The organism is Crassaminicella profunda, assembly GCF_019884785.1.
Lineage (GTDB): Bacteria > Bacillota > Clostridia > Peptostreptococcales > Thermotaleaceae > Crassaminicella > Crassaminicella profunda.
Map to the genome: position 1 here is coordinate 4,155,641 of NZ_CP082326.1, position 19,446 is coordinate 4,175,086.

22 protein-coding genes are annotated in these 19,446 nt (G+C 30.6%); 15 read left to right on the forward strand and 7 right to left on the reverse strand.

Going from position 1 to position 19,446, the window contains the following annotated elements:
- Window positions 1-7: 7 nt before the first annotated feature.
- Complete coding sequence (locus tag K7H06_RS19075) at window positions 8-2,332, reverse strand: tetratricopeptide repeat protein (RefSeq protein ID WP_223037581.1); 2,325 nt, start codon at window positions 2,330-2,332, stop codon at window positions 8-10.
- Window positions 2,333-2,505: 173 nt separating this feature from the next.
- Here K7H06_RS19075 and K7H06_RS19080 point away from each other — a divergent pair, with 173 nt between their 5' ends.
- Window positions 2,506-2,994, forward strand: coding sequence for a TspO/MBR family protein (locus tag K7H06_RS19080; protein WP_223037582.1), 489 nt, complete (start codon window positions 2,506-2,508; stop codon window positions 2,992-2,994).
- A gap of 78 nt (window positions 2,995-3,072) precedes the next feature.
- Here the strand turns inward: K7H06_RS19080 and K7H06_RS19085 are convergent, their stop codons facing one another.
- The 6 genes from K7H06_RS19085 to K7H06_RS21455 form a co-directional block, all read right to left on the reverse strand.
- The gene (locus K7H06_RS19085; protein ID WP_223037583.1) at window positions 3,073-4,110 is read right to left on the reverse strand and encodes a hypothetical protein; all 1,038 of its coding nucleotides are present in this window, start codon (window positions 4,108-4,110) and stop codon (window positions 3,073-3,075) included.
- 213 nt (window positions 4,111-4,323) lie between these two features.
- Window positions 4,324-4,989, reverse strand: coding sequence for an ABC-2 transporter permease (locus K7H06_RS19090; protein WP_223037584.1), 666 nt, complete (start codon window positions 4,987-4,989; stop codon window positions 4,324-4,326).
- On the reverse strand, window positions 4,989-5,849 hold the full coding sequence (locus tag K7H06_RS19095) for an ABC transporter ATP-binding protein (protein ID WP_223037585.1): 861 nt from the start codon (window positions 5,847-5,849) through the stop codon (window positions 4,989-4,991). The genes K7H06_RS19090 and K7H06_RS19095 overlap by 1 nt, the downstream gene beginning before the upstream one ends.
- 43 nt (window positions 5,850-5,892) lie before the next feature.
- A complete protein-coding gene (locus K7H06_RS19100) occupies window positions 5,893-6,264 on the reverse strand; it encodes a GntR family transcriptional regulator (RefSeq protein WP_223037586.1) in 372 nt (123 codons plus the stop codon).
- A 210-nt stretch (window positions 6,265-6,474) separates the two neighbouring features.
- Entirely contained in the window at window positions 6,475-7,311 is an 837-nt protein-coding gene (locus tag K7H06_RS19105; protein WP_223037587.1) for an MBL fold metallo-hydrolase, read from the reverse strand.
- 15 nt (window positions 7,312-7,326) lie between these two features.
- Entirely contained in the window at window positions 7,327-7,449 is a 123-nt protein-coding gene (locus tag K7H06_RS21455) for a hypothetical protein (RefSeq protein WP_281426020.1), read from the reverse strand.
- Between the two features lie 551 nt (window positions 7,450-8,000).
- Between K7H06_RS21455 and K7H06_RS19110 the strand changes: the two genes are divergently transcribed.
- From K7H06_RS19110 to K7H06_RS19175, 14 genes are all read left to right on the forward strand, one after another.
- A complete protein-coding gene (locus K7H06_RS19110; protein ID WP_223037588.1) occupies window positions 8,001-8,534 on the forward strand; it encodes a hypothetical protein in 534 nt (177 codons plus the stop codon).
- 122 nt (window positions 8,535-8,656) lie between these two features.
- Window positions 8,657-8,959: a hypothetical protein gene (locus K7H06_RS19115; protein WP_223037589.1), complete on the forward strand. Its 303-nt coding sequence runs from the start codon at window positions 8,657-8,659 to the stop codon at window positions 8,957-8,959.
- A 2-nt stretch (window positions 8,960-8,961) separates the two neighbouring features.
- Complete coding sequence (locus K7H06_RS19120; protein ID WP_223037590.1) at window positions 8,962-9,399, forward strand: phage tail terminator family protein; 438 nt, start codon at window positions 8,962-8,964, stop codon at window positions 9,397-9,399.
- Window positions 9,399-10,469 (forward strand): phage tail sheath C-terminal domain-containing protein, encoded by a 1,071-nt coding sequence (locus K7H06_RS19125; RefSeq protein ID WP_223037591.1) that lies wholly within the window; start codon window positions 9,399-9,401, stop codon window positions 10,467-10,469. The genes K7H06_RS19120 and K7H06_RS19125 overlap by 1 nt, the downstream gene beginning before the upstream one ends.
- 12 nt (window positions 10,470-10,481) lie before the next feature.
- Window positions 10,482-10,928, forward strand: coding sequence for a phage tail tube protein (locus K7H06_RS19130; protein WP_223037592.1), 447 nt, complete (start codon window positions 10,482-10,484; stop codon window positions 10,926-10,928).
- Window positions 10,929-10,939: 11 nt separating this feature from the next.
- Complete coding sequence (locus tag K7H06_RS19135) at window positions 10,940-11,335, forward strand: phage tail assembly chaperone (RefSeq protein WP_223037593.1); 396 nt, start codon at window positions 10,940-10,942, stop codon at window positions 11,333-11,335.
- Window positions 11,336-11,564: 229 nt separating this feature from the next.
- The gene (locus K7H06_RS19140; protein ID WP_223037594.1) at window positions 11,565-13,052 is read left to right on the forward strand and encodes a hypothetical protein; all 1,488 of its coding nucleotides are present in this window, start codon (window positions 11,565-11,567) and stop codon (window positions 13,050-13,052) included.
- A gap of 13 nt (window positions 13,053-13,065) precedes the next feature.
- Window positions 13,066-13,506: a hypothetical protein gene (locus K7H06_RS19145; RefSeq protein ID WP_223037595.1), complete on the forward strand. Its 441-nt coding sequence runs from the start codon at window positions 13,066-13,068 to the stop codon at window positions 13,504-13,506.
- A 1-nt stretch (window position 13,507) separates the two neighbouring features.
- The gene (locus K7H06_RS19150) at window positions 13,508-14,476 is read left to right on the forward strand and encodes an XkdQ/YqbQ family protein (protein ID WP_223037596.1); all 969 of its coding nucleotides are present in this window, start codon (window positions 13,508-13,510) and stop codon (window positions 14,474-14,476) included.
- On the forward strand, window positions 14,476-14,892 hold the full coding sequence (locus K7H06_RS19155; RefSeq protein WP_223037597.1) for a DUF2577 domain-containing protein: 417 nt from the start codon (window positions 14,476-14,478) through the stop codon (window positions 14,890-14,892). Before K7H06_RS19150 ends, K7H06_RS19155 begins: the two co-directional genes overlap by 1 nt.
- Window positions 14,892-15,338: a DUF2634 domain-containing protein gene (locus tag K7H06_RS19160; protein WP_223037598.1), complete on the forward strand. Its 447-nt coding sequence runs from the start codon at window positions 14,892-14,894 to the stop codon at window positions 15,336-15,338. Before K7H06_RS19155 ends, K7H06_RS19160 begins: the two co-directional genes overlap by 1 nt.
- On the forward strand, window positions 15,338-16,444 hold the full coding sequence (locus K7H06_RS19165) for a baseplate J/gp47 family protein (protein WP_223037599.1): 1,107 nt from the start codon (window positions 15,338-15,340) through the stop codon (window positions 16,442-16,444). The genes K7H06_RS19160 and K7H06_RS19165 overlap by 1 nt, the downstream gene beginning before the upstream one ends.
- Entirely contained in the window at window positions 16,429-17,007 is a 579-nt protein-coding gene (locus K7H06_RS19170) for a putative phage tail protein (protein WP_223037600.1), read from the forward strand. Before K7H06_RS19165 ends, K7H06_RS19170 begins: the two co-directional genes overlap by 16 nt.
- Complete coding sequence (locus tag K7H06_RS19175; RefSeq protein ID WP_223037601.1) at window positions 16,997-19,438, forward strand: H-type lectin domain-containing protein; 2,442 nt, start codon at window positions 16,997-16,999, stop codon at window positions 19,436-19,438. The genes K7H06_RS19170 and K7H06_RS19175 overlap by 11 nt, the downstream gene beginning before the upstream one ends.
- Window positions 19,439-19,446: the final 8 nt, after the last annotated feature.

Genomic DNA, 19,446 nt, shown 5'->3' on the forward strand with positions numbered 1-19,446 from the left:
AGATGACCTACTCTCCAAAATCTGATCCGAAATTTTCTTTACCTAAAATTCTTAATAGCTTTGCTAATGGATGAGATGCAGAATATTTTGCTATAATCTTATGATAATTAGATGTATATTCTTTTTCTCTAGCTTTTCTGTTAGTATCTTCTACTAAGGATATTAAGGATTGATAGAAATAAGTTAGGGGATCTTTTTTTGATATTAATATTTCCTTTCCTGCTTCTATATTTCCATCTTTCATTTCTTTATGAAAATCAGCATATGCTGAAGATTTTATATACGCTAAAGAATCTTTAATCGTATCTACATAGTCTATATATTCTGATTGATGGTCATATAATTTTGCAATAGATAATAGCTTTTCATGATTTCCTCTTAACATTTCAATAGTTAGAATGTCATCTATACCATAATCTAATTCTTCTAAGGATGCATAATAATTTTCTAAAGCTTTATCAAAGTCTCCTCTCCATTTATAGATTTTAGCCATAGAGGTGTAAACAGAATAATCTTTGGGCTTTATTTTTTGAAAAAGAGATAATGCTTTATAATATTCTTTATTTTTCATATATAAATCACCAAGTTCTTGAAGTAGCTTTTTATTAGGGTCTACTGCTACTAATTTTTCTGTATAATAGATTGCTTTTTTTACATCCATACCCGATTCTTCCTCTTCATAGAAACCATGAGATGGGCCATATCCTAAGGTATATAATCTTGATAATACTCGAAGTGCATGAGGATTCTTTGGTTTTTGTTTTAGATTGTTTTCATAGCACTTTATGGCTTCATCATAAGATTGTTTCATAAGAAGCTCATCAGCCTTTGTATAGGATGCACCAGAAATAAAAAGAGTGGGATATTTACTATTTGGCCATATGCCAAAGCTATCTCCTATAATACCATTTTTATTAAAGGCAGTAATTTTATAAGTATAATTTCCTTCATGATAGAAGGCACCAAGCACATCATGAGGATTGATCCCTTTATCACCCCAGCTGATACCACCGCTCATTTTTTCCCTGTTTTTATTCACATCTATTGTAATATGATTTTCAGTAAAAATATCAGAATAATAAGTATAGGCTACTTGGTCGAAACCATGATCCTTATAAACTTCTCCCATTTCTAATCGATAATAATCAGCTTCTTTTATTTTATCAAATTCAAAGGTGAGCAAATTATCATCTTGAATCACTTTTTTGATAGGTAATTTTGGGTCAAAAACCATGTTGACATTTTCATGTGTATGATGTTTTAAATCAATAAATCTTGGACCATCCACCCGAAAGTTTTTTTCTTTTACTAAAGGCCATGGAACATAAGTTAATAGGGTATAAACTCCAGAAGGAATATTTGTAAGAGAAAAATCACCATTTTTATCTGTAATACTCATAGCTATATAATCATTAGTCCAAGGGTTGTTAGACCAGCCAGTATCATCATGTTTTTTTAGGATAATGATTTGATAAGGAAATGGGGTATCATCTATGAGCATTTTTCCATAAATAGATCCCTTATAAGAAGGTTCAGATTTATTTCTTTCAATAGCTCTTTCAAACTCTCCTATAGCCATTTCTATATCTAAAAGCTTTGAATAGGCTTTGTATTCTGATGATAATGAAGAATAATTTTTATAATCATATTCTTTTACATATTGCTTAAATTTTTGATGATTATTAAGTAACAAATAATAATAAGCTAACACAGAGGAAGCTTTGTTCTGTAGAGATTCACTAAAGGTATAAATATTTTCTTCATTCACAAAGGATGGTATTTTTTCTAGATCACCAGTCATAAGATACATACAAGATAAATATAGCTTTTGGTAATCTAAAAGCATTTGATCTGTACTTTTACTTTGTGTGTTTAATATTTCAATAGATTTATAGGGCTTTCCCCCAAACCAATTTAATAAAGCAGCATCAAGACAAAGCTTTAAACGTAAATCTTCATCTAAAGAACCGTTGATGACTTTTTCATATTGATCATTAAGCTTTTCTAAATCTGCTTCAGAAAGTTTATGGCCATGCATTCCAGAACTCCCATTACTTAAAGAAACAAAACCTGTTAAAAAGTTAAAGTTTTTACTAGATAATATTTTTAAAAATTTTCGTTCTGTAGTAAAGGCTGCTAATGGACTTTTGGGATTGATTTTTAGAATTTTATCATAATAGGTATTGGCAATATGATGCTTTCCTGCTTTTTCATAGGTTTTTCCAATAGTATAAAATATATCAGGAGAAAAAATATAAAAACTCGAAAAACCAATAACAATAATTAAAATAAAAACAAGTGAATATTTCACCTTTAATGTAATATGTTTCATGTTTACCTCCTACTTTTAAATGAATAGAGAAATGGATACAACAATATATTACCAATAATGTTATAATATTTCAATCGTATTCATTTCCCTGGAAATTTTAGAGGAAAGATAAGCATAATATTTATTCATATACATAAAATCATATTAAAGTATTATAGGAATGGAGGGAAGATATGTTTAAAGTAAAAGGAAAGAAAAATTTATTGGCTTTAATTGTGTGTATATTCATACCAGAGCTTACAGGGATTTTAAGTGGATTTTTAACAAGAGATTCTTATGGAAAATATCAAAACTTGATACAACCTGACTTTGTTCCTCCATCATGGATTTTTCCAATTGCTTGGATCATTCTTTATTTATTAATGGGTATTGCTAGTTATAGAATTTGGATGCTGGGAGCAGAAAAGAGACAGGTGAAAAATGCTTTGTTTTACTATGGGCTACAGCTACTATTTAATTTCTTTTGGTCTATTCTTTTCTTTGGGGTAGGATTAAGAGGACTAGCATTGATTGAGTTATTAGTACTATTGATGCTCATTATTATAACCTTTGTGAAATTCTATAAATTAGATAAGACAGCGGGATATTTAATGATTCCATATATATTGTGGGTAGCTTTTGCAGCTATTTTGAATTTTTCTATTTGGCAGCTGAATAAATAATACAAGTTTAGATGCATACTTTTTTAGCAAGTAAAAAGGGAGTAGTGAAAAATTTTTTTCTCTACTCCCTAAATCAATTTATTGTAATTGATTCATATCTTGAGGATTTTCAGTATTGATTACAGGGAAAGTAACTTCCCCATTAAAGTCATAATATTTATATTTACCAGTAGATGTTGTTTGTGTATGTATTTTCTCCATAGTCATATCTATTGTTTGTGTAATATCCATGAATTCATACATTTTAGTTTCTTTGTTGATATAGTACTTATAAGTAACGTTCATATTCATTTTAGAAAATAATTCTTGCATTTTTTGCTTGAATACTTCCTTATTCATTTCTGGCTTTTCTTCAATTTGTTCTGGTTTTATTTCAGTTGTTTCTATTTTGGCTTCGGCTTGCTTTGGTTTTGTTATTTCAGTTTGTTCTATTATTTTTCCAAGCTGATCAAACATTTGATCTATTAACTTACTATATACTTCTTTTAAAGCAGCACTATCCATATTTACATTGATCACATAATATTCTTTACCATCAATTACTGTATTTTCATCATAAGCAGCATACATACCGAATAGTTCCATTTGTTCTTTGGTCATACCCATATTTGTTCCATCATTACCCATCATTTTTTTCATTTCTTGCATCATAGGATTTATATCAAGTCTTATCCATTTTGCATTTTCTCTTGCTCGCATATACATAACGCCTTGATCCATAAGAACTTCAGAAGACTGAGGTTTTTGTTCTTTAGGCATATTTTTTATAGAAGCGGTAGTCTTTACATATACTTTTTCAGGTTTTTCGAATATTCCTTCTTGGACCATAGTCATGTCTACATTTTGATCTAGCTTTTGTTCTTCTTTAATGAATTGACCTTCATTATTTGGATCAGGCTTTTTAATCATCATAGAACCTGTAGTTTTTGTGTTCATATTCATTGTACCGTTGAATTTAAAAGTTGTATATTGGTTATTGAATGCATCATTTACTGTTAGAAGCATTTCTGATGCAGTTAAACCATCCTTTGTAATTTCTTCTTGCGCCATAGATGTGATTGTCATAGATACTATAAATATGAGTATCATGAGTAAAGCAATCTTTTTGTTTTTCATTCATATCCCTCCAATATATTATTTATTACAAATAACCATTTTTTAATAGTTATCTATAAACTTTAAGGTGAAAAAATTAAAATGATATAAAATATAAAGTTAGATTAAAAAAGCTGATTAGCCTTATTAAAGCATTTTTGATAAATAAAATCAACAAATATTATCCAAATCATATAAAAATTACATAAAAGCATGACTTTTAAATATTCTATTTTAGAAATCCTTATTTTTATAGATCTTAAGAGAAACCAAGAAAGAAAGTATTAATATGAGCATCACTATAAAAATAATTAATAGACTAATTTGCCAAGGTGTTGTATGGTTGATAAAGTTGATCAAATCCATAATAAGAGGCATATCCTTATTTTCAAGTAAAAACTTTAATATTGTGCTAGGAGCAAAGAAAACAAGCATAAAAAAAGCTATATTTACTAATTTTAGATAAGTAGTACCAAACTTGAAATAAAGAGGGTAATAAATAGCCATCAATAGATACATGCTAATAAATATGGCGATGATATCTATAAAATTGATCAATCGTAAACTAGTAAAAATTCCAGTTATATTGAGAATTGCACCTATAGTTCCTGAAATCACGATACTTATGAAACAAAAGACAAATATAGATAAATATTTAGAAATAATAATATGTTGCTTTTTAATAGGTAAACTTAATAAAAATATTTCACTTTTATTTTTTTCATCGTAGGTTACTGCTGTTAAAGCAAATATATATGTAAGGGCTACCCCCATCATAATATATATAGATTCTGAAAAATCAGGGGCACCGAATGCAGAAACAGCAAATATGGGATAAAAAATAGCAAATAAAAAGCTTTTCTTTTGTATACGTATATCTTTCATAATTAAGTGAAACATTATAAATTCCCCCTTATCGTATAAAGCATAATATCTTCTAAAGAAGGTTTTTCAATAACAACTGAATCTTTGAAGATTTGACGTGCTTTTTTTATATCTTTGGTTAAACCTTCAAAGCCAAAATTATTTTGTTTTATGCCAACAAATTCTTTCTTTATAGGGCTATCCATCATTTCTTTAGGGCCCTTAATGATAGCGTATTTTTCAAGTAAATCATCTTTTCCCTTACTAAAAACAATCTCTCCATTGTTAATGAAGGTAATATAGTCTGCAATTTTATCTAGATCTGTTGTAATATGAGTTGAAAAGAGAATCCCCTTATGTTCATCTTGTAAAAGATCGGATAATATTTCTAAAAGTTCACTTCGAAAAATAGGATCAAGACCTGAAGTAGGTTCATCCATAATGATAAATTCTGCATGATGAGACAGAGCAATTGCCAGTGAATACTTCATTTTCATTCCCTTTGAAAGATGTTTGATTTTCTTTTTTAAAGGGAGATTAAAGCGATTTATATAATAGTTGAAAATTTTATCATCCCATTTTGAATAAAAAGGAGCAATGATTTTTTTCATTTCCAATAGATTGATATCATCATAAAAGTAATTTTCATCATAAACAAATCCTATTCTATTTTTTATGCTTTGTTCATTCTTAATATTATCAAGTCCAAAAATTTCTATAGTGCCGCTGTCTCTTTTCATAAGATTCATAATAAGTTTAATGGTAGTAGTTTTTCCAGCGCCATTTGGACCAATGAATCCCATAATATAGCCTTTTTGTAAATGAAAATCAATATTTTTCAAATGAAAATCTTTAAAAGATTTGTTGACATTTTCTAGTGTTAAGATATTTTCCATAATTGAACCTCCCTCAAAAAACTAGGTTTTTATCTAAAAATATTTACTCTTCATATAAAAGGGTAAGCATTTCTTTTAATTCTTCAAGATTAATATTTAATACTTTACTTTCTTCAACAACATCTGTAAGTTTTTCTTCAATAATTCTCAAACGTTGTTCCTTCAAAAGGTCTTTATTCTGATGAGCTACAAAGGAACCTTTACCAGCAACGGTTTCAATAAATCCTTCCTTTTCAAGCTCTTCATAGGCTCTTTTTGAAGTAATGACACTAATTTGTAGTTCTTTTGCCAGGCTTCTTATGGAAGGAAGCATTTTTCCAGGTTCTAGTTCACCTTTTAAAATAAGACTTTTTATTTGTTTTGCAATTTGTTCATAGATTGGATCTTGTGATGCATTGGAAATAATTATATTCATAGAATCCCTCTTCTACTTTAAAATTGTATATACTGTATATATTGTGTATGTACAGTATAACGGTTTGTGATTATATTTGTCAATATGTTTTTATAAAACTTGTGAGGATGATTAAGATGGATAGATTTTGTTGCTAAAAATTAATTGATGCTACAAAAATAATAAACCAGATAGTTTTTTCTATCTGGTTTTAAACAAATAATTAATTTTTTATTTATATTCTAATGTTAATCCTACTCCTACTTCCTTTATATTTGTTTCTTTTGCTAAAGCGATTTTAGCATTTAAATCTGTACAATGACAGGCATGAACCTTTTTTGCATTTATTCTTTTCATATAGTTTACAGTACCTTCTAATTGTTTTTTACTTGCATCAAGTAAATGAAATCCTCCAATGACATCAACAATTCTTTCGTCATTACAAACTTTTTTAGCATATTCAATAATGTTGCAAATACCAGCATGAGAACAGCCTGTAATAATAACGAGTCCTTCCTTAGATTGATAAACTAAAGCAGAATCATCTAAAACATAATCATCTACCATTTTTTCATCAATTGCAATTTTTCCAATAGGCTCTTTATTTTCAAAATCATTTTTTCGTTCAATTTCCCCGAGGAAAACTAAATTTTTTGTTAACCAAATAGGTTCTTTACTTAATTGCATATGAAAATATCTACTTAAATTTTTTTCTGGAAGCATAGAACCTATTTCTTCATCATCAAAGGTTTTTGTTAAAAATGTGAATGGATGAGCAACAAGTGTTGGCTTTTTATAGCTTATATTTTCCATTATCGCTTCATTATAAAAGTTGATTAAATGAAAAAATCCTCCTGTATGATCAATATGACCATGAGAAATAACAACAAAGTCCATATTCTTCATATTTACATTCATTTTTTGTGCATTTTTCATAAAGGCATTTGAATAGCCTACATCAAACAAAATTTGAGTGCCTTCATCCTCTATAAAATAGGATACCCCTGGTTCTCCAATAAAGTAGCGGTCTATGTAGGTATTATTATCTACTAATACTGTTAATTTCATTTAGTTACCTCCTAGTTATTTTTCATTTTTATATTTATCATATTCAAGGAGTGCTTGAGATACTCCTTCTTTAACAGCTGCACGAACGATAAAATAAAGAACACCTGGTAGAGCTAATCCTAATATAATTAAGTTCATAGTTACAGCTCCTTTTGTATTATATATATTTCAATTTTACAAAGATAGGGTATGTTTTTCAAACTTTAATTTAAATATTTCAAAAGATTTCAAATTTTATTCTTTAAAAATGTTTTACTAAAAATAGTATGGGTATATATAAAATAACAAAAGAGAGGAGATGATCTAAACTAGAAGTTTAAAGATAAGAAGAGATAGAAAAATTTAGATAAAAGGGGTGAGTCCACCAAAATATGAATGATTCGCAGGTAAATATAGAATGAAAAAGGCAACTCTATTAAGAAATAAGAGAGTTGTCTTTTTTGTTGTATAAAAAATTTTTTAAAAATAGAACACGTGTTCGATAAATATGGTATAATTTTCTATGTACACTTTGTACAAATCGTAAAATCTCCGGAAAAGTGCCGAAAGGATGCCAATTTTATGAAAAATTATAGCGTATACTCTATACTAACAAAAGATTTTCATGAAATTGAATAAAGTAAGAATCATGCTGTTTAATTTATCTTTGGATTTTTTATATACTTAAAAATTTATGGTGGTGATGAGGAATGTATGCACAAACATTAGAGCAAAACATGAACAATAAACAGGAAAAAAGTTTAAATGTGAAAAGTATTGAAAACATATTAAAGAATCTAAAGCAATATGAAGCCAAAACAAAAGAAATAGAATTGCAAATTGCAGATTTAAAAGATATGCAATATCTAAGCTTAAAAGGAATAGATTATGAAAATTTCATCAAGACAGATGATTTTTTTTCAAAGACAGAGATTCAAGCATTAAAGGATTTTGAAATTCAGCATAAAATTGATTTACTTGAATTCGAAAAAAGACATATAGAGAGATTTTTAAAAAGAATCTATAATGCAATGGAAAGCTTAACAGACATAGAAAAACAAATCATAGAAATGAAATATATTGAAAAGAAGATTTGGCGGTATATTACTTTTGAAATTAACCTAGAAGAAAGACAATGTAGAGAAATAAAAAACAAAGCCATTAGAAAAATAATCAAATTGTTGAAAGATAGTGCCTTTTTAAAGTTTGTAGAAGTAAATATGCCGAAAAAGTGCCGAAACTAAACCGATATCATTAAAAGTTCTATATTATACTTTAAAATAAGAAAACATGCTAGCAAGGGTTCGAAGCCGATCCATTCGTGGCGTTGCACGTTAAAAACGTAATGGAACGAGGAGAGGATACGATGAGACAACTAAAAGAAATATTAGGTCAAAAGTTATATGACCAACTAAAAGAAAAAATAGGAAATAAAAAACTGATAGTAAGTGATCAAAATTTTATTCCACGAAGCCGGCTCAATAAGGTAATAGAAGAGAGAAATACTTACAAGAAAAAGATAGAAAAAATAGAAAAAGAGCTGAAAAAAGCTCAAGAAAGATTATGTTTGGATGAGGAATATTTGATGGATCTTTTAGAGATTCATCATTTATCAGAAAGCCTCATTCAAAGAAAAATGCAGCAAAGACGGATGTCAAAGGAGAGATGAGGATGACATTCATTGAAATTCAGAAATCTGTTATAGAAAAGGTGAAGGAAAAATTTCCTACATACCAATTGATTGAAAGTATGCAGGTTCAAGGATTTGATCGACCTGCATTTTTCATACAAGTTTTACCGATTTCAACGACCATGGAGGATAAATACCATCAAAATAAGCTTGTGAAAATAGATATCCAATATTTTTCAAAGAGTGAAACCATGGGAGAAAATCTAGAAACGTTAGAAAGATTGCAGGAAATTTTCCAGCCATTATTGATTGTAAAGGATAGAAAATTTACCATCCAAGAAAGTAAAGTCAGTATGGTAGACAAGGTATTAGACTTTTCTTTCCAAATACAATTTATGGATACTATTGATGAAACAAAACTATACGATTATCAAAATTATGAAAAGATGCAACAACTAAGTATGAAGGAGGAACTATAATGGGATTACCAAAAATTTCTATAGAATTTAAAACAAAAGGAACAACAGCTATCAAGAGAAGTGCTAGAGGGATTGTAGCATTGATTTTAAAGGATGCTACAAAGAATTTTGACACAATGATATATAAGTCAATCGATGAGTTAAAGGCAGAGGATTGGACCTCTGAGAACAAGGGATATATTGAAAAAACATTTATGGGAAAACCTAGCAAAATCATTGTTGAAAGAATTAATGCAGATGAAGAGTATTCAGTAGCTCTTAAGAGATTAAAAAGCAAAAAGTGGAACTATCTTGCCATTCCAGCTATTGAACAAAAGGATGTACAAAATATTGTTTCATGGATCAAAGAGCAAAGAGACAACAATAAAAAGACATTTAAGGCAGTATTACCAAACATAGAAGCAGATCATGAAGGAATTATCAATTTTGCTACAGAGGGCATCAAGGTAATGGTTGATGAGCATACATCTATTACTTATAGTGCAAGTCAATATACGTGTAGAATCGCAGGAATTCTTGCAGGATTACCATTTACAAGAAGTTCTACTTACTATGCACTCAATGAGGTAGAAAGTATCACAGAATCAGAAAATCCTGATAGTGATATTGATAATGGAAAATTGATTTTAATCAACGATGGAGTAAAAATCAAGATTGGTAGAGGGGTAAACTCTCTTACGACAGCAACTGCTACAAAGGGAGAAGAATTCAAAAAGATCAAGATTGTAGATGCAGTAGATTTAATGAGAGATGATATTCATGATACCTTTGATGGAGCTTATGTTGGAAAAATTATCAACTCATATGATAACAAAGTATTATTCTTAGCAGCAATTAATGCATATTTTGAGGAATTAGAAAGAATAGATGTATTAGATAATGCTTATGAAAATAAGGCAAAGATCGATATGGAGACCCAAAGAATATACCTGATGAAAAAAGGTGTAGCTGTAGAAGAATTAAAAGAACAAGAAATCAAGGAATATAATACAGGCAGTGAAGTCTTTATCAAAGCAAATGTGAAGTTCTTAGATGCTATGGAAGACTTAACAATGGAAATATTCATGTAGGAGGAGATAAATATGGCAAACAAAATACCTGGAAATAGAGTGATCAACGGAATATGGGGAGAAATTTGGTTAGATGGAAATAAAATAAGTGAATTAACTGGACTCGAAGCAAAAGTTACATTAAAAAAAGAAGATGTAAATATGTGCGGAGTCCTTGCTAAAGATACAAAGGTTACAGGATGGGAAGGAAAAGGAACATTAAAGATGCACAAAGTAAACTCAAGAATGGCAATCAAGCTAGGAGATATGATCAAAAAAGGAAAAGATATTAGATTTACAATCGTATCCAAGCTTGCTGATCCAGATACAGTAGATGCTCAATCAGAAAGAGTTGCATTAACAGGAGTGAGCTTTGATGATTTAACATTAATGAATTTTGAAGCAAAAGCACTAGGCAAGGTAGAATGTCCATTTACATTTACAGGCTATGACTTTACAGATGTGATCAATCCAGAATAAGGAGGAACCCTATGAATACATTAGACTTATTACTACAGCTAGATGAAAGCAAACTAAGAAAACCAAGTAAAGCAGTTGAAATGAAAAGATTATCAGAGGTAATAGGAGATAAAGTAATCTTTCGAGTAGAAGCACTAACCCCTGAGAAAATGGAAGAAATCCAAGAGTTAGCTATGGATGAACAACAAGAAAACATCAACATAGGAGAGCTTCAAAGGATGACTGTCATAGAAGGCGTAAAAAGTCCAAGCTTAAAAAGCAAGGAACTCATGGATAAATTCCATGTTTATACACCAAAGGATTTAGTGACAAAGTTTCTTCTTCCTGGAGAAATCTTAACACTATACAACATCATTGGAGAACTAAGCGGGTTTGATGGTGGAGCAGTAGAAGAAATAAAAAACTAATCAACACAGATGGTTTTACACAGATGCTTTACTACTACTGGAAAACAAAAGGCATCAGACCATCTGTGCTCTACAACATGCCAAGGGGAGAGATGATTCTCCTCATGGCTTTTTATGAGAAGGAAATGGAAGAATTAGACAAAATGATGAAAAATCAGTATGAATCATAGGAAGTACCCTTGGTGGGTGCTTTTTATGATTTTATTTTTTAAGAGAAGGTGGTGAGTGGATGAGAAATAAAAGTTTTTATGAAGAAATAACAGATGGTATTACAGAAAAATTAAAATCTAATATTACGGATCAAATCAGTAAACAAATTTCTAATATTAAGATCATAAAAGATCTAAAAAAAGCTAAGTCCAATATGACGAAACAAATTACTAAACCATTAGAAAAACTATCAAAAAAATATATTGATCCTCAAATGAATAAGATAGAAAAAAAAATTAAGAAGAAGTTTAATATAAGAAAAGATTATAATATGTTTGGACATATGAGAAAAATAGTAGAAAACGAAGATATGAATTCTATAATAAAGGAAAGAATCGATAGTTTGAAAAATCGAACACTTATTAAAGTTGCTAGTCGATATAAAAAACAACTAGGCAATATGTCATATAAACTTGTCAAAGGAATTGGCAAAATTACAAAAAAAGATTTGAAAAAGCAAGCTAAAATTATAGCTAAGATTACAAAAGAAATGACTTTAGGAAAATATACAAAATTAAAAAATGAGGCAGGAAAATTAAGCAAAAAAGTAGTTAGAAAATCAGTAAAGTATATTGGAAAACTTAGAAACAAAGATTATAGCAAACAAGCTAAAACACTTGGCAAAATAGCAAAGGAAATGGTACATGGAAAATACAATACACTAAAGGGGAAGCTTCCAAGTAAATTTCCTAAAGTCACCAAACTTTATAAGAAAATAAAGAAGGCAACACATGGGAAATATACTAAAGTAATATCTAAAGTTTCTACGAAATTTCCTAAATTATTTAAAGGGTCGAAGATGTTAACAAAGGTATTTAAAAAATCATTTATACCTGTATTGGGACATGCAGAAAATTTAAAAACAATAGCTGATCCCAATGGAAGTGAGTTTTTAAAAGCACTAGCAACTACGGATATGGCTCTTGATGCTACACAAGTCATCCCAGGTGTTGGAACGGTGTTATCAACAGTAGGTTCCGCTGCGAACTTTGCAGGAAGTGTTTTTTATGAAACAGCACCAGATTGGTTAAAGAAAAAGTTGGATACAAAAACTAAGGACATAAAAAATAAAGCAATTAATACAGTCAAAAATGTATTTTCACCAGATCAATTCAATAAAGAAACAGCTACTATAAAGAATAGAGGAAAGAAGACTCCAAATATGGCAGGAAGGAGATCCAATATTGGGGTAAAATCTAAAAGTAAAGTACCAACTATGACCTCAAAAAGTAATGTTAAAGGGTTTACGCAAGTATCGGGAACAAATATTATGAACTTATACAATAGAAGTAATGTAAGCATACCCAAGCCTAATCATTCAATGAAGTCTAGTCAAGCTAATTTAGATGGGACGAAAATAATCGGTCCTAAAGTAGACAACTCTATAAAAAATCAAAACAAATACGATATTCATATTAGTGGCGTAAATAAATCTACTACAGAAATCATGAACGAGTTACTCCCAAAACTAAAAGAAGCCATGTCCAACCAACCTACATACGCATAAAGGAGGTGCATTCATGGACGTTTTACTTTCAGTAAACAATAGAGAACAATTTTTTACACTTCCTGTCCTACCAAAGGAATTCAAAATACAATCAGGTATGAAAAATGAAACCGTTGATACCATAAGTCAGGGAGAAATCAAGCTCATAGGCATGAAAAATTTAAGAAGCATTACCCTACAATCATTTTTCCCAAACCATGATTATTCCTTTTTAAGAGATGGGGAGTGTAAAGGACAATACAAAGCATGGGACTATGTAAATATGATTGAAGAATGGAAAAATAGAAGAGTGCCTATTCGAATGATCATTAGTGATATGCCTGATCATTTGGGAAATATGGCTTGTAGCATAGAAAACTTTGAATATGGTCAGCAGGATGGTACAGGGGATATTTACTATACCCTTACCTTGAGTGAATTTAAATTTATACAACTAGAACAAAAGGAGGTGTAGTATGCATCAGCTACTTAATATTAAAGATAACCTACAAATAGACATTACACCTTTAGTAGGAAGTATCAGTTGGAGAAGCAATATCAATGAGTTAGGACAGCAACTAACCTTTGATATTGCTTTTAATGATGATCGATATTTTCCCATGAATCCAGTAGATTTAGGAAGTTTGATTATTCTTAACAATCAAGATGAAATTCTTCGAGCCATTGTAGTATCCGAGCAAAGAAATGGAAGAGGCAGAATTGAATATAGCTGTTTTGATTATGCATTTTACCTCAATAAAAGTAAGGCAGTTTATCAGTTTAACAAAGTTACAGGAAAAAAAGCCATAGAAACTATTCTTAATGATTTTAATGTACCCATTGGAAATATTGTATCTATTCCCACAGTCATCAACAAGATCTATAGGGAGCAAGCTGTTAGTGAAATCATTAAGGATATTTTAGATATTGCAAAGAAAGCCACGGGAATGAAATATAGAATGGAAATGAGACAGGGGAAATTATATATAGAAAAGCAAGAGGATCTAATGATCAAAGGAACCTTTCAACTTGCTTCAAATATACAGCCCTATGATATAACAAACGCTCTTTCAAGTCCTAGTAGAAAACGCTCTATTGAAGAGATGAAAAATAGTGTTCAAGTAGTATTTAATAATCATGTAATCGAAGACAAAAGAAAAGAAGAATTAATCCAACAATATGGCTTACTTCAAGAGGTTACAAGCATAGACAAAAATGATAAAGCAAAGGCAAGAAACCTTGCAGATAAAATATTGAAAGACCTTGGAAAAGTATTTGAAGAAAACAGTGTTGAAATCATGGGAGATGATCAGGTACGTGCAGGAAGAACCATGAAAATCAAAGAGCCTATAACAGGAATGATTGGAAAATACCTCATCAATGATGTAAATCACACAGTAAAAAACGGGATTCACAAAATGCAGCTAGGATTAGGAGTGATATAATGGATGGTATTAGTGAATTAGCTAAACTATTTAAAGAAAGAGACAATCAACCTTATCTAGGACCGCAAACGGGAATTGTACTCAGCCCTCCTCCAAATATTCAAGTAGTCCTTGGAGATAAGATTATCCTAACAAAAGAACATTTAATCATAGCAGCACATGTATTGAAGGATTATCAAAGAGAAATAGAAGTAACAGGAAATATACAAACAAAAGGAGAAGGTGGTTCCATTACCTTAAAGAAAGGTTCATCATCTACAACATACGAAGTAGATGGTGGAAGGGTTGGTGCACAAACTACGAGTACAGGGACTATGAAATATACAGATACCCTTAAAAAAGGAGATGTAGTCATACTGATTCCATCTACTGACGAACAAACCTATTTCCTAATAGATAAGGCGGTGAGATTATAATGTTTCCGCAAGTAACACAATTACAAATAAAGTCAAAAGAAAATGATTCAGGTTTACCCAAAATAGGTAAATCTTTTTTATTTGATTTCAAAAAAGGAGATTTTGACGTAAAAGATGGAAGAGTCGTTGAAGTAACAGAAAAAGCTGCTATAAAGATATGGATTAAAAAGATTTTAAGAACAGAAAAATATAGATACAAAATCTATGAAAGAAAAGATCAAAACGAATATGGTGTAACCATAGAAGATTTAATCATCGGAAACAATTTTCCAAAAGCTTTTGTAGAAGCAGAGCTAAGAAGAGAAATCACAGAAAGCTTAACAAAGCATCCAATGATTGAATCTATTTCCCAATGGCAAATTAAAAAAAATAATCCAAAGCTAATTGTCTCATTTCAAGTAGATTTAGTAGATGGAGATTCCTTGAGCCAGGAGGTGAACTTATAATGATAGACAAACTCATGAATCGTATGTTATCAGGAATTGAGGATACTTATGAAAAATCAGAAGGGAGTTTTTTTTATGATGCACTAAAGCCAATTGCCCTTGAATTGGTAAAAGCTTATGACCGACAAGAAAAAATACTAGATCAAGGATTTGTAGAAACCGCTACAGGTATTTCTTTAGACAAAAAAGTAGCAGAGCAAGGATTAAAAAGAAAAGCACCTACAAAAGCAACTACTACTGTACTCATCAATGGAGAGAAAGGAGCAGAAGTAAAAGTAGGGATGAAGGTATCTAGTGATATTGTAGATTTTATTGTGAAAGAGGATGTCACTATCGGAGAAAGGGGACAGGTAAAGGTATTAGTAGAATGTGAACAGCTAGGAAGCATTGGAAATATAGGAGCAGAGAAGATAAAAAAGTTTCCAACCTCTATGAATGGCTTTAGCAGTGTAACCAATCCAGAACCCATCACCAATGGATATGATGGAGAAAGTGACGAAGCTCTAAGACAAAGGTATTTTGATAAGGTTCGTACGCCTGCTACATCAGGAAATAAGCATCACTATAGAAACTGGGCAAAGGAAGTTTCTAGAGTAGAGGATGCAAGAGTGTTTCCAGCTCAAAGAGTAGTAGAGCAGGATGGATCATGTTTCGTAACCAAAGGAAATGGTCTTGTGGAGGTTGTGATTATTGCTGAGGGGATGAAAGCAGCAGATGAAAGTCTTATCAATGAAGTAGAAGAGCATATTAATGAAAGAAGACCCATAGGCGCTATTGTAAAGGTACAATCAGCTCAAGAAGTAGAAATTTATGTAAAAGTAAATTTAAAAATCAACAAATCAAATTGTAAACAAGAACAAGTGATTACAAATATAGAAGAAAACATCAGAAAATATTTAAAAGCTACAGCTTATCTTGAAGGGTATATAAGCTATGCTCAGATAGGTAGTGCTATTCTTCAAGCAGAAGGTGTATTGGATTATACCAATCTTGAAGTATATGTAGGTAATGAGCTGATAGATTTACAAAAAGGAATTGATGAGATTGGAGAAAAACAGGTAGCAGTACTAAGGAAAGAGGATGGTGTTGTATGGAACAAAAGTTAATGCCACACCTTCCAGGTTATTATAGAAAAAGCAAGGTCATGAAAAATATCATGATTGCTGAGGAAAAAGAATTGGAACAATTGATTCAAAGGATACAAGAAAATATCAATCAATTCTTTATAGACACAGCAGATAAAAACCTTGAAAGATGGGAAAAGGACTTAGGAATTCCTATCAGCAATGAAAAAGATACACGATCTCGAAGAAGTGTCATTAAATCAAAGCTTAGAGGAATAGGAACAGTCACCGTAAAGCTTTTAGAAAATGTTGCTCAAAGCTATGAAAAAGGAAAGATAGAAGTTATCGAAAATGAGGAATGTATTGTAAATAATAAATTCATTATCAAATTTATTGATACACTAGGAGCTCCCCCAAACCTTGAAGATTTAAAAAATGCCATAGAAGAAATAAAACCAGCACACTTAATTGTAGAGTATGAATTTAAGTATCTAATCATCAATCAAGTACAAAAGCTAACTATTAATGAAATACAAAAAAGAAGATTAACAGACTTTTCACCATTTGTACCAATTATTTTAGGAGGTGGATCAATTGGCAACTGAAACAAAAAACTTAAAACTATGTAAAAAGAATCCTGAAACAGATGGCAATGAATATTTTGATATAAAAACCATGTTGAATGATAATTGGGATAAGGTTGATCAAGGAATAGAAGATGATAGAGATAGGATAACACAGATAGAAGAAAAAGCTATGATGCAACAGACTGAAATTACGAAATTAAACAATGAAGTAATTAATAAACTAGAAAGAACAGTAAAGACACTAAATTATCCTTCGATTATTGAACATTTTGAAACGAATGTGGCAGGGAACGTTGATGTGAGTATGGAAGGTAGAATGGTTGTGAATTATTATTGTAATAAAGTAGCTATTAATGATATGTATGCAAGAAATCAAGCAGAACAAGGTAGCACTACAATTTATGCTCCAGATTTAACACAATCAGCTAGTGATATAATACCTGTTATCGCAGGGGAAAAATATACAATTATTTTTCAGTTTTCTTCTGAATGGTTAAGAGGATTGTTTTTAGATTCAGATAAGAAAGTAATAGCAGATGGGGGATACTGGGGTGGTGCTTATAAAAAAGTACTTATTATAGCCCCTCAAGGTGCATCATATTTCATTTTTTCAAATGAAAAAGAAAATATGAAAACAGCTATGTTTTTAAAAGGGGATTACACAAACATAGATGTACCTTATGTGGAATCAGCACAACCCCTTGAACACCCTTATGTGAAGTTGTGTGGGGAGAATTTGTTTGATAAAGATAATTCTTTTGGGTATTTTTATGTAGGTTCTGATGGAAGTTTAGTCGAAAATGCTAATCAAAATGCATTTAGAGTACTTGTAAAAGCTAATACAGATTATTATATAAAAAATTACGGAACATACGGAGGATTAGGGACAAACATAAGATATGAGGATTCTACAGGAAATTTAGTATGTGATGAAAATTGGACTATTTTGAATAAGCATAAATTTACAACGCCTATAGATGCAAAATACATGGTATTTAATATAAATACCGATTCTCTTGTTACAGGGGGTAGAATTTTTCAAATCAACAAAGGCACAACCCTACTACCCTACAACCCTTACAAAGAAGCATTAGCAATTTTACCGACTTACTTAGCCAAGATTCCTAACACCTCTTATAAGGATGTGTGGAAAGGTATTAAAGGAACGAAGGGGATTGTGGATAGAAGAGTTGGGAGAATAAAATTAGATAATACCTTTGATTATGAAGTAAGGTCAAATGAAGAAGGATATAAACGCATAAATGTATTATCATTTATTAAATCTAAAAACATACTTGAATCTAGTCTTAATGGGGTATTTAAAAAATATAATGGTAAGATATTAAAAATTTTTGATTCTGTTTATGAAATTGATACTTATAGTTCAGAACATGACGATAAAACTCTTGTTATTGCTGTTTCCAATACCGACACAGGATGGGGAGATTCATATACACCTACGACTGATGAAATTAAGGCATATATAATGGGATGGAAGATGTATGATGCAGAGGTAGGAAGTTCACAACCATATAATAGAACAGATGGATTGCATAAAGCATGGGTGAGAATTATCAAAAGAGAAAGTAATAATTGGACTAAAACTTGCCCTACTCAATCCTATCCTGAATGGAACGGATATGAACTATTCTATGCATTAGCAGAATCATATGAGGAAGAAATCGAACTTGATATTCCATTTGGCAAAGAAGGACTAACCGCTGTTGAAGGAATGAATACTGTTGAAGTTGGAAGTGGTTTGGCTTATGAAAAAGCTAGGCTAGTACTTAATTCTGTAACGGTTAGTGATTATGTTTGTATAAACCCATATCATCATGTATCCTATCCAGATGATTCACCTCATTTAGAATATAAAGTTAAAACATTCTTAGCAGTATTCAAAGTAAAAAATGGTGAAACAAGTGATGATACTTCCAATTGGGTCAAACATACCAATAAGGCATATGGAAATGAAAGATATGGTAGACATATAGAAAAGCATGATGAACAAGCTGAGTATTATGTACTTTATGAAATGTTAGATGAAGAATATAACAACCAACTTGCAAACGCTCAAGTCAAATATGAAGAAAACATGAGAGAATCCCACAAAAAGCTAGTAGAAGAAGTAGGAGAAGTTGAAGGGGATATTGCAGGGATTAATAAAGAGATTGAGGATACTTTGATTAAAGGAAATGGAGAGAAAATTCAGAAAGGAACTGCACAAGTAACGATTGAAAAAGCCAATCTAGGTAAAGCAATTGATGTAATTTTCAATAAAAGTTTTTCTGAAATTCCAACCATTACCACAAGTATAGCTGTTTCCACTAACAATGGTGGTTATTTAAGTGCTACAGTAGCTCAAGTTACAAGAACAGGTTTTACTATATATGTATGTTCATACATAGCACAAATAATGGATATAGATTGGATAGCAATAGGAAAATAAAGGAGGGA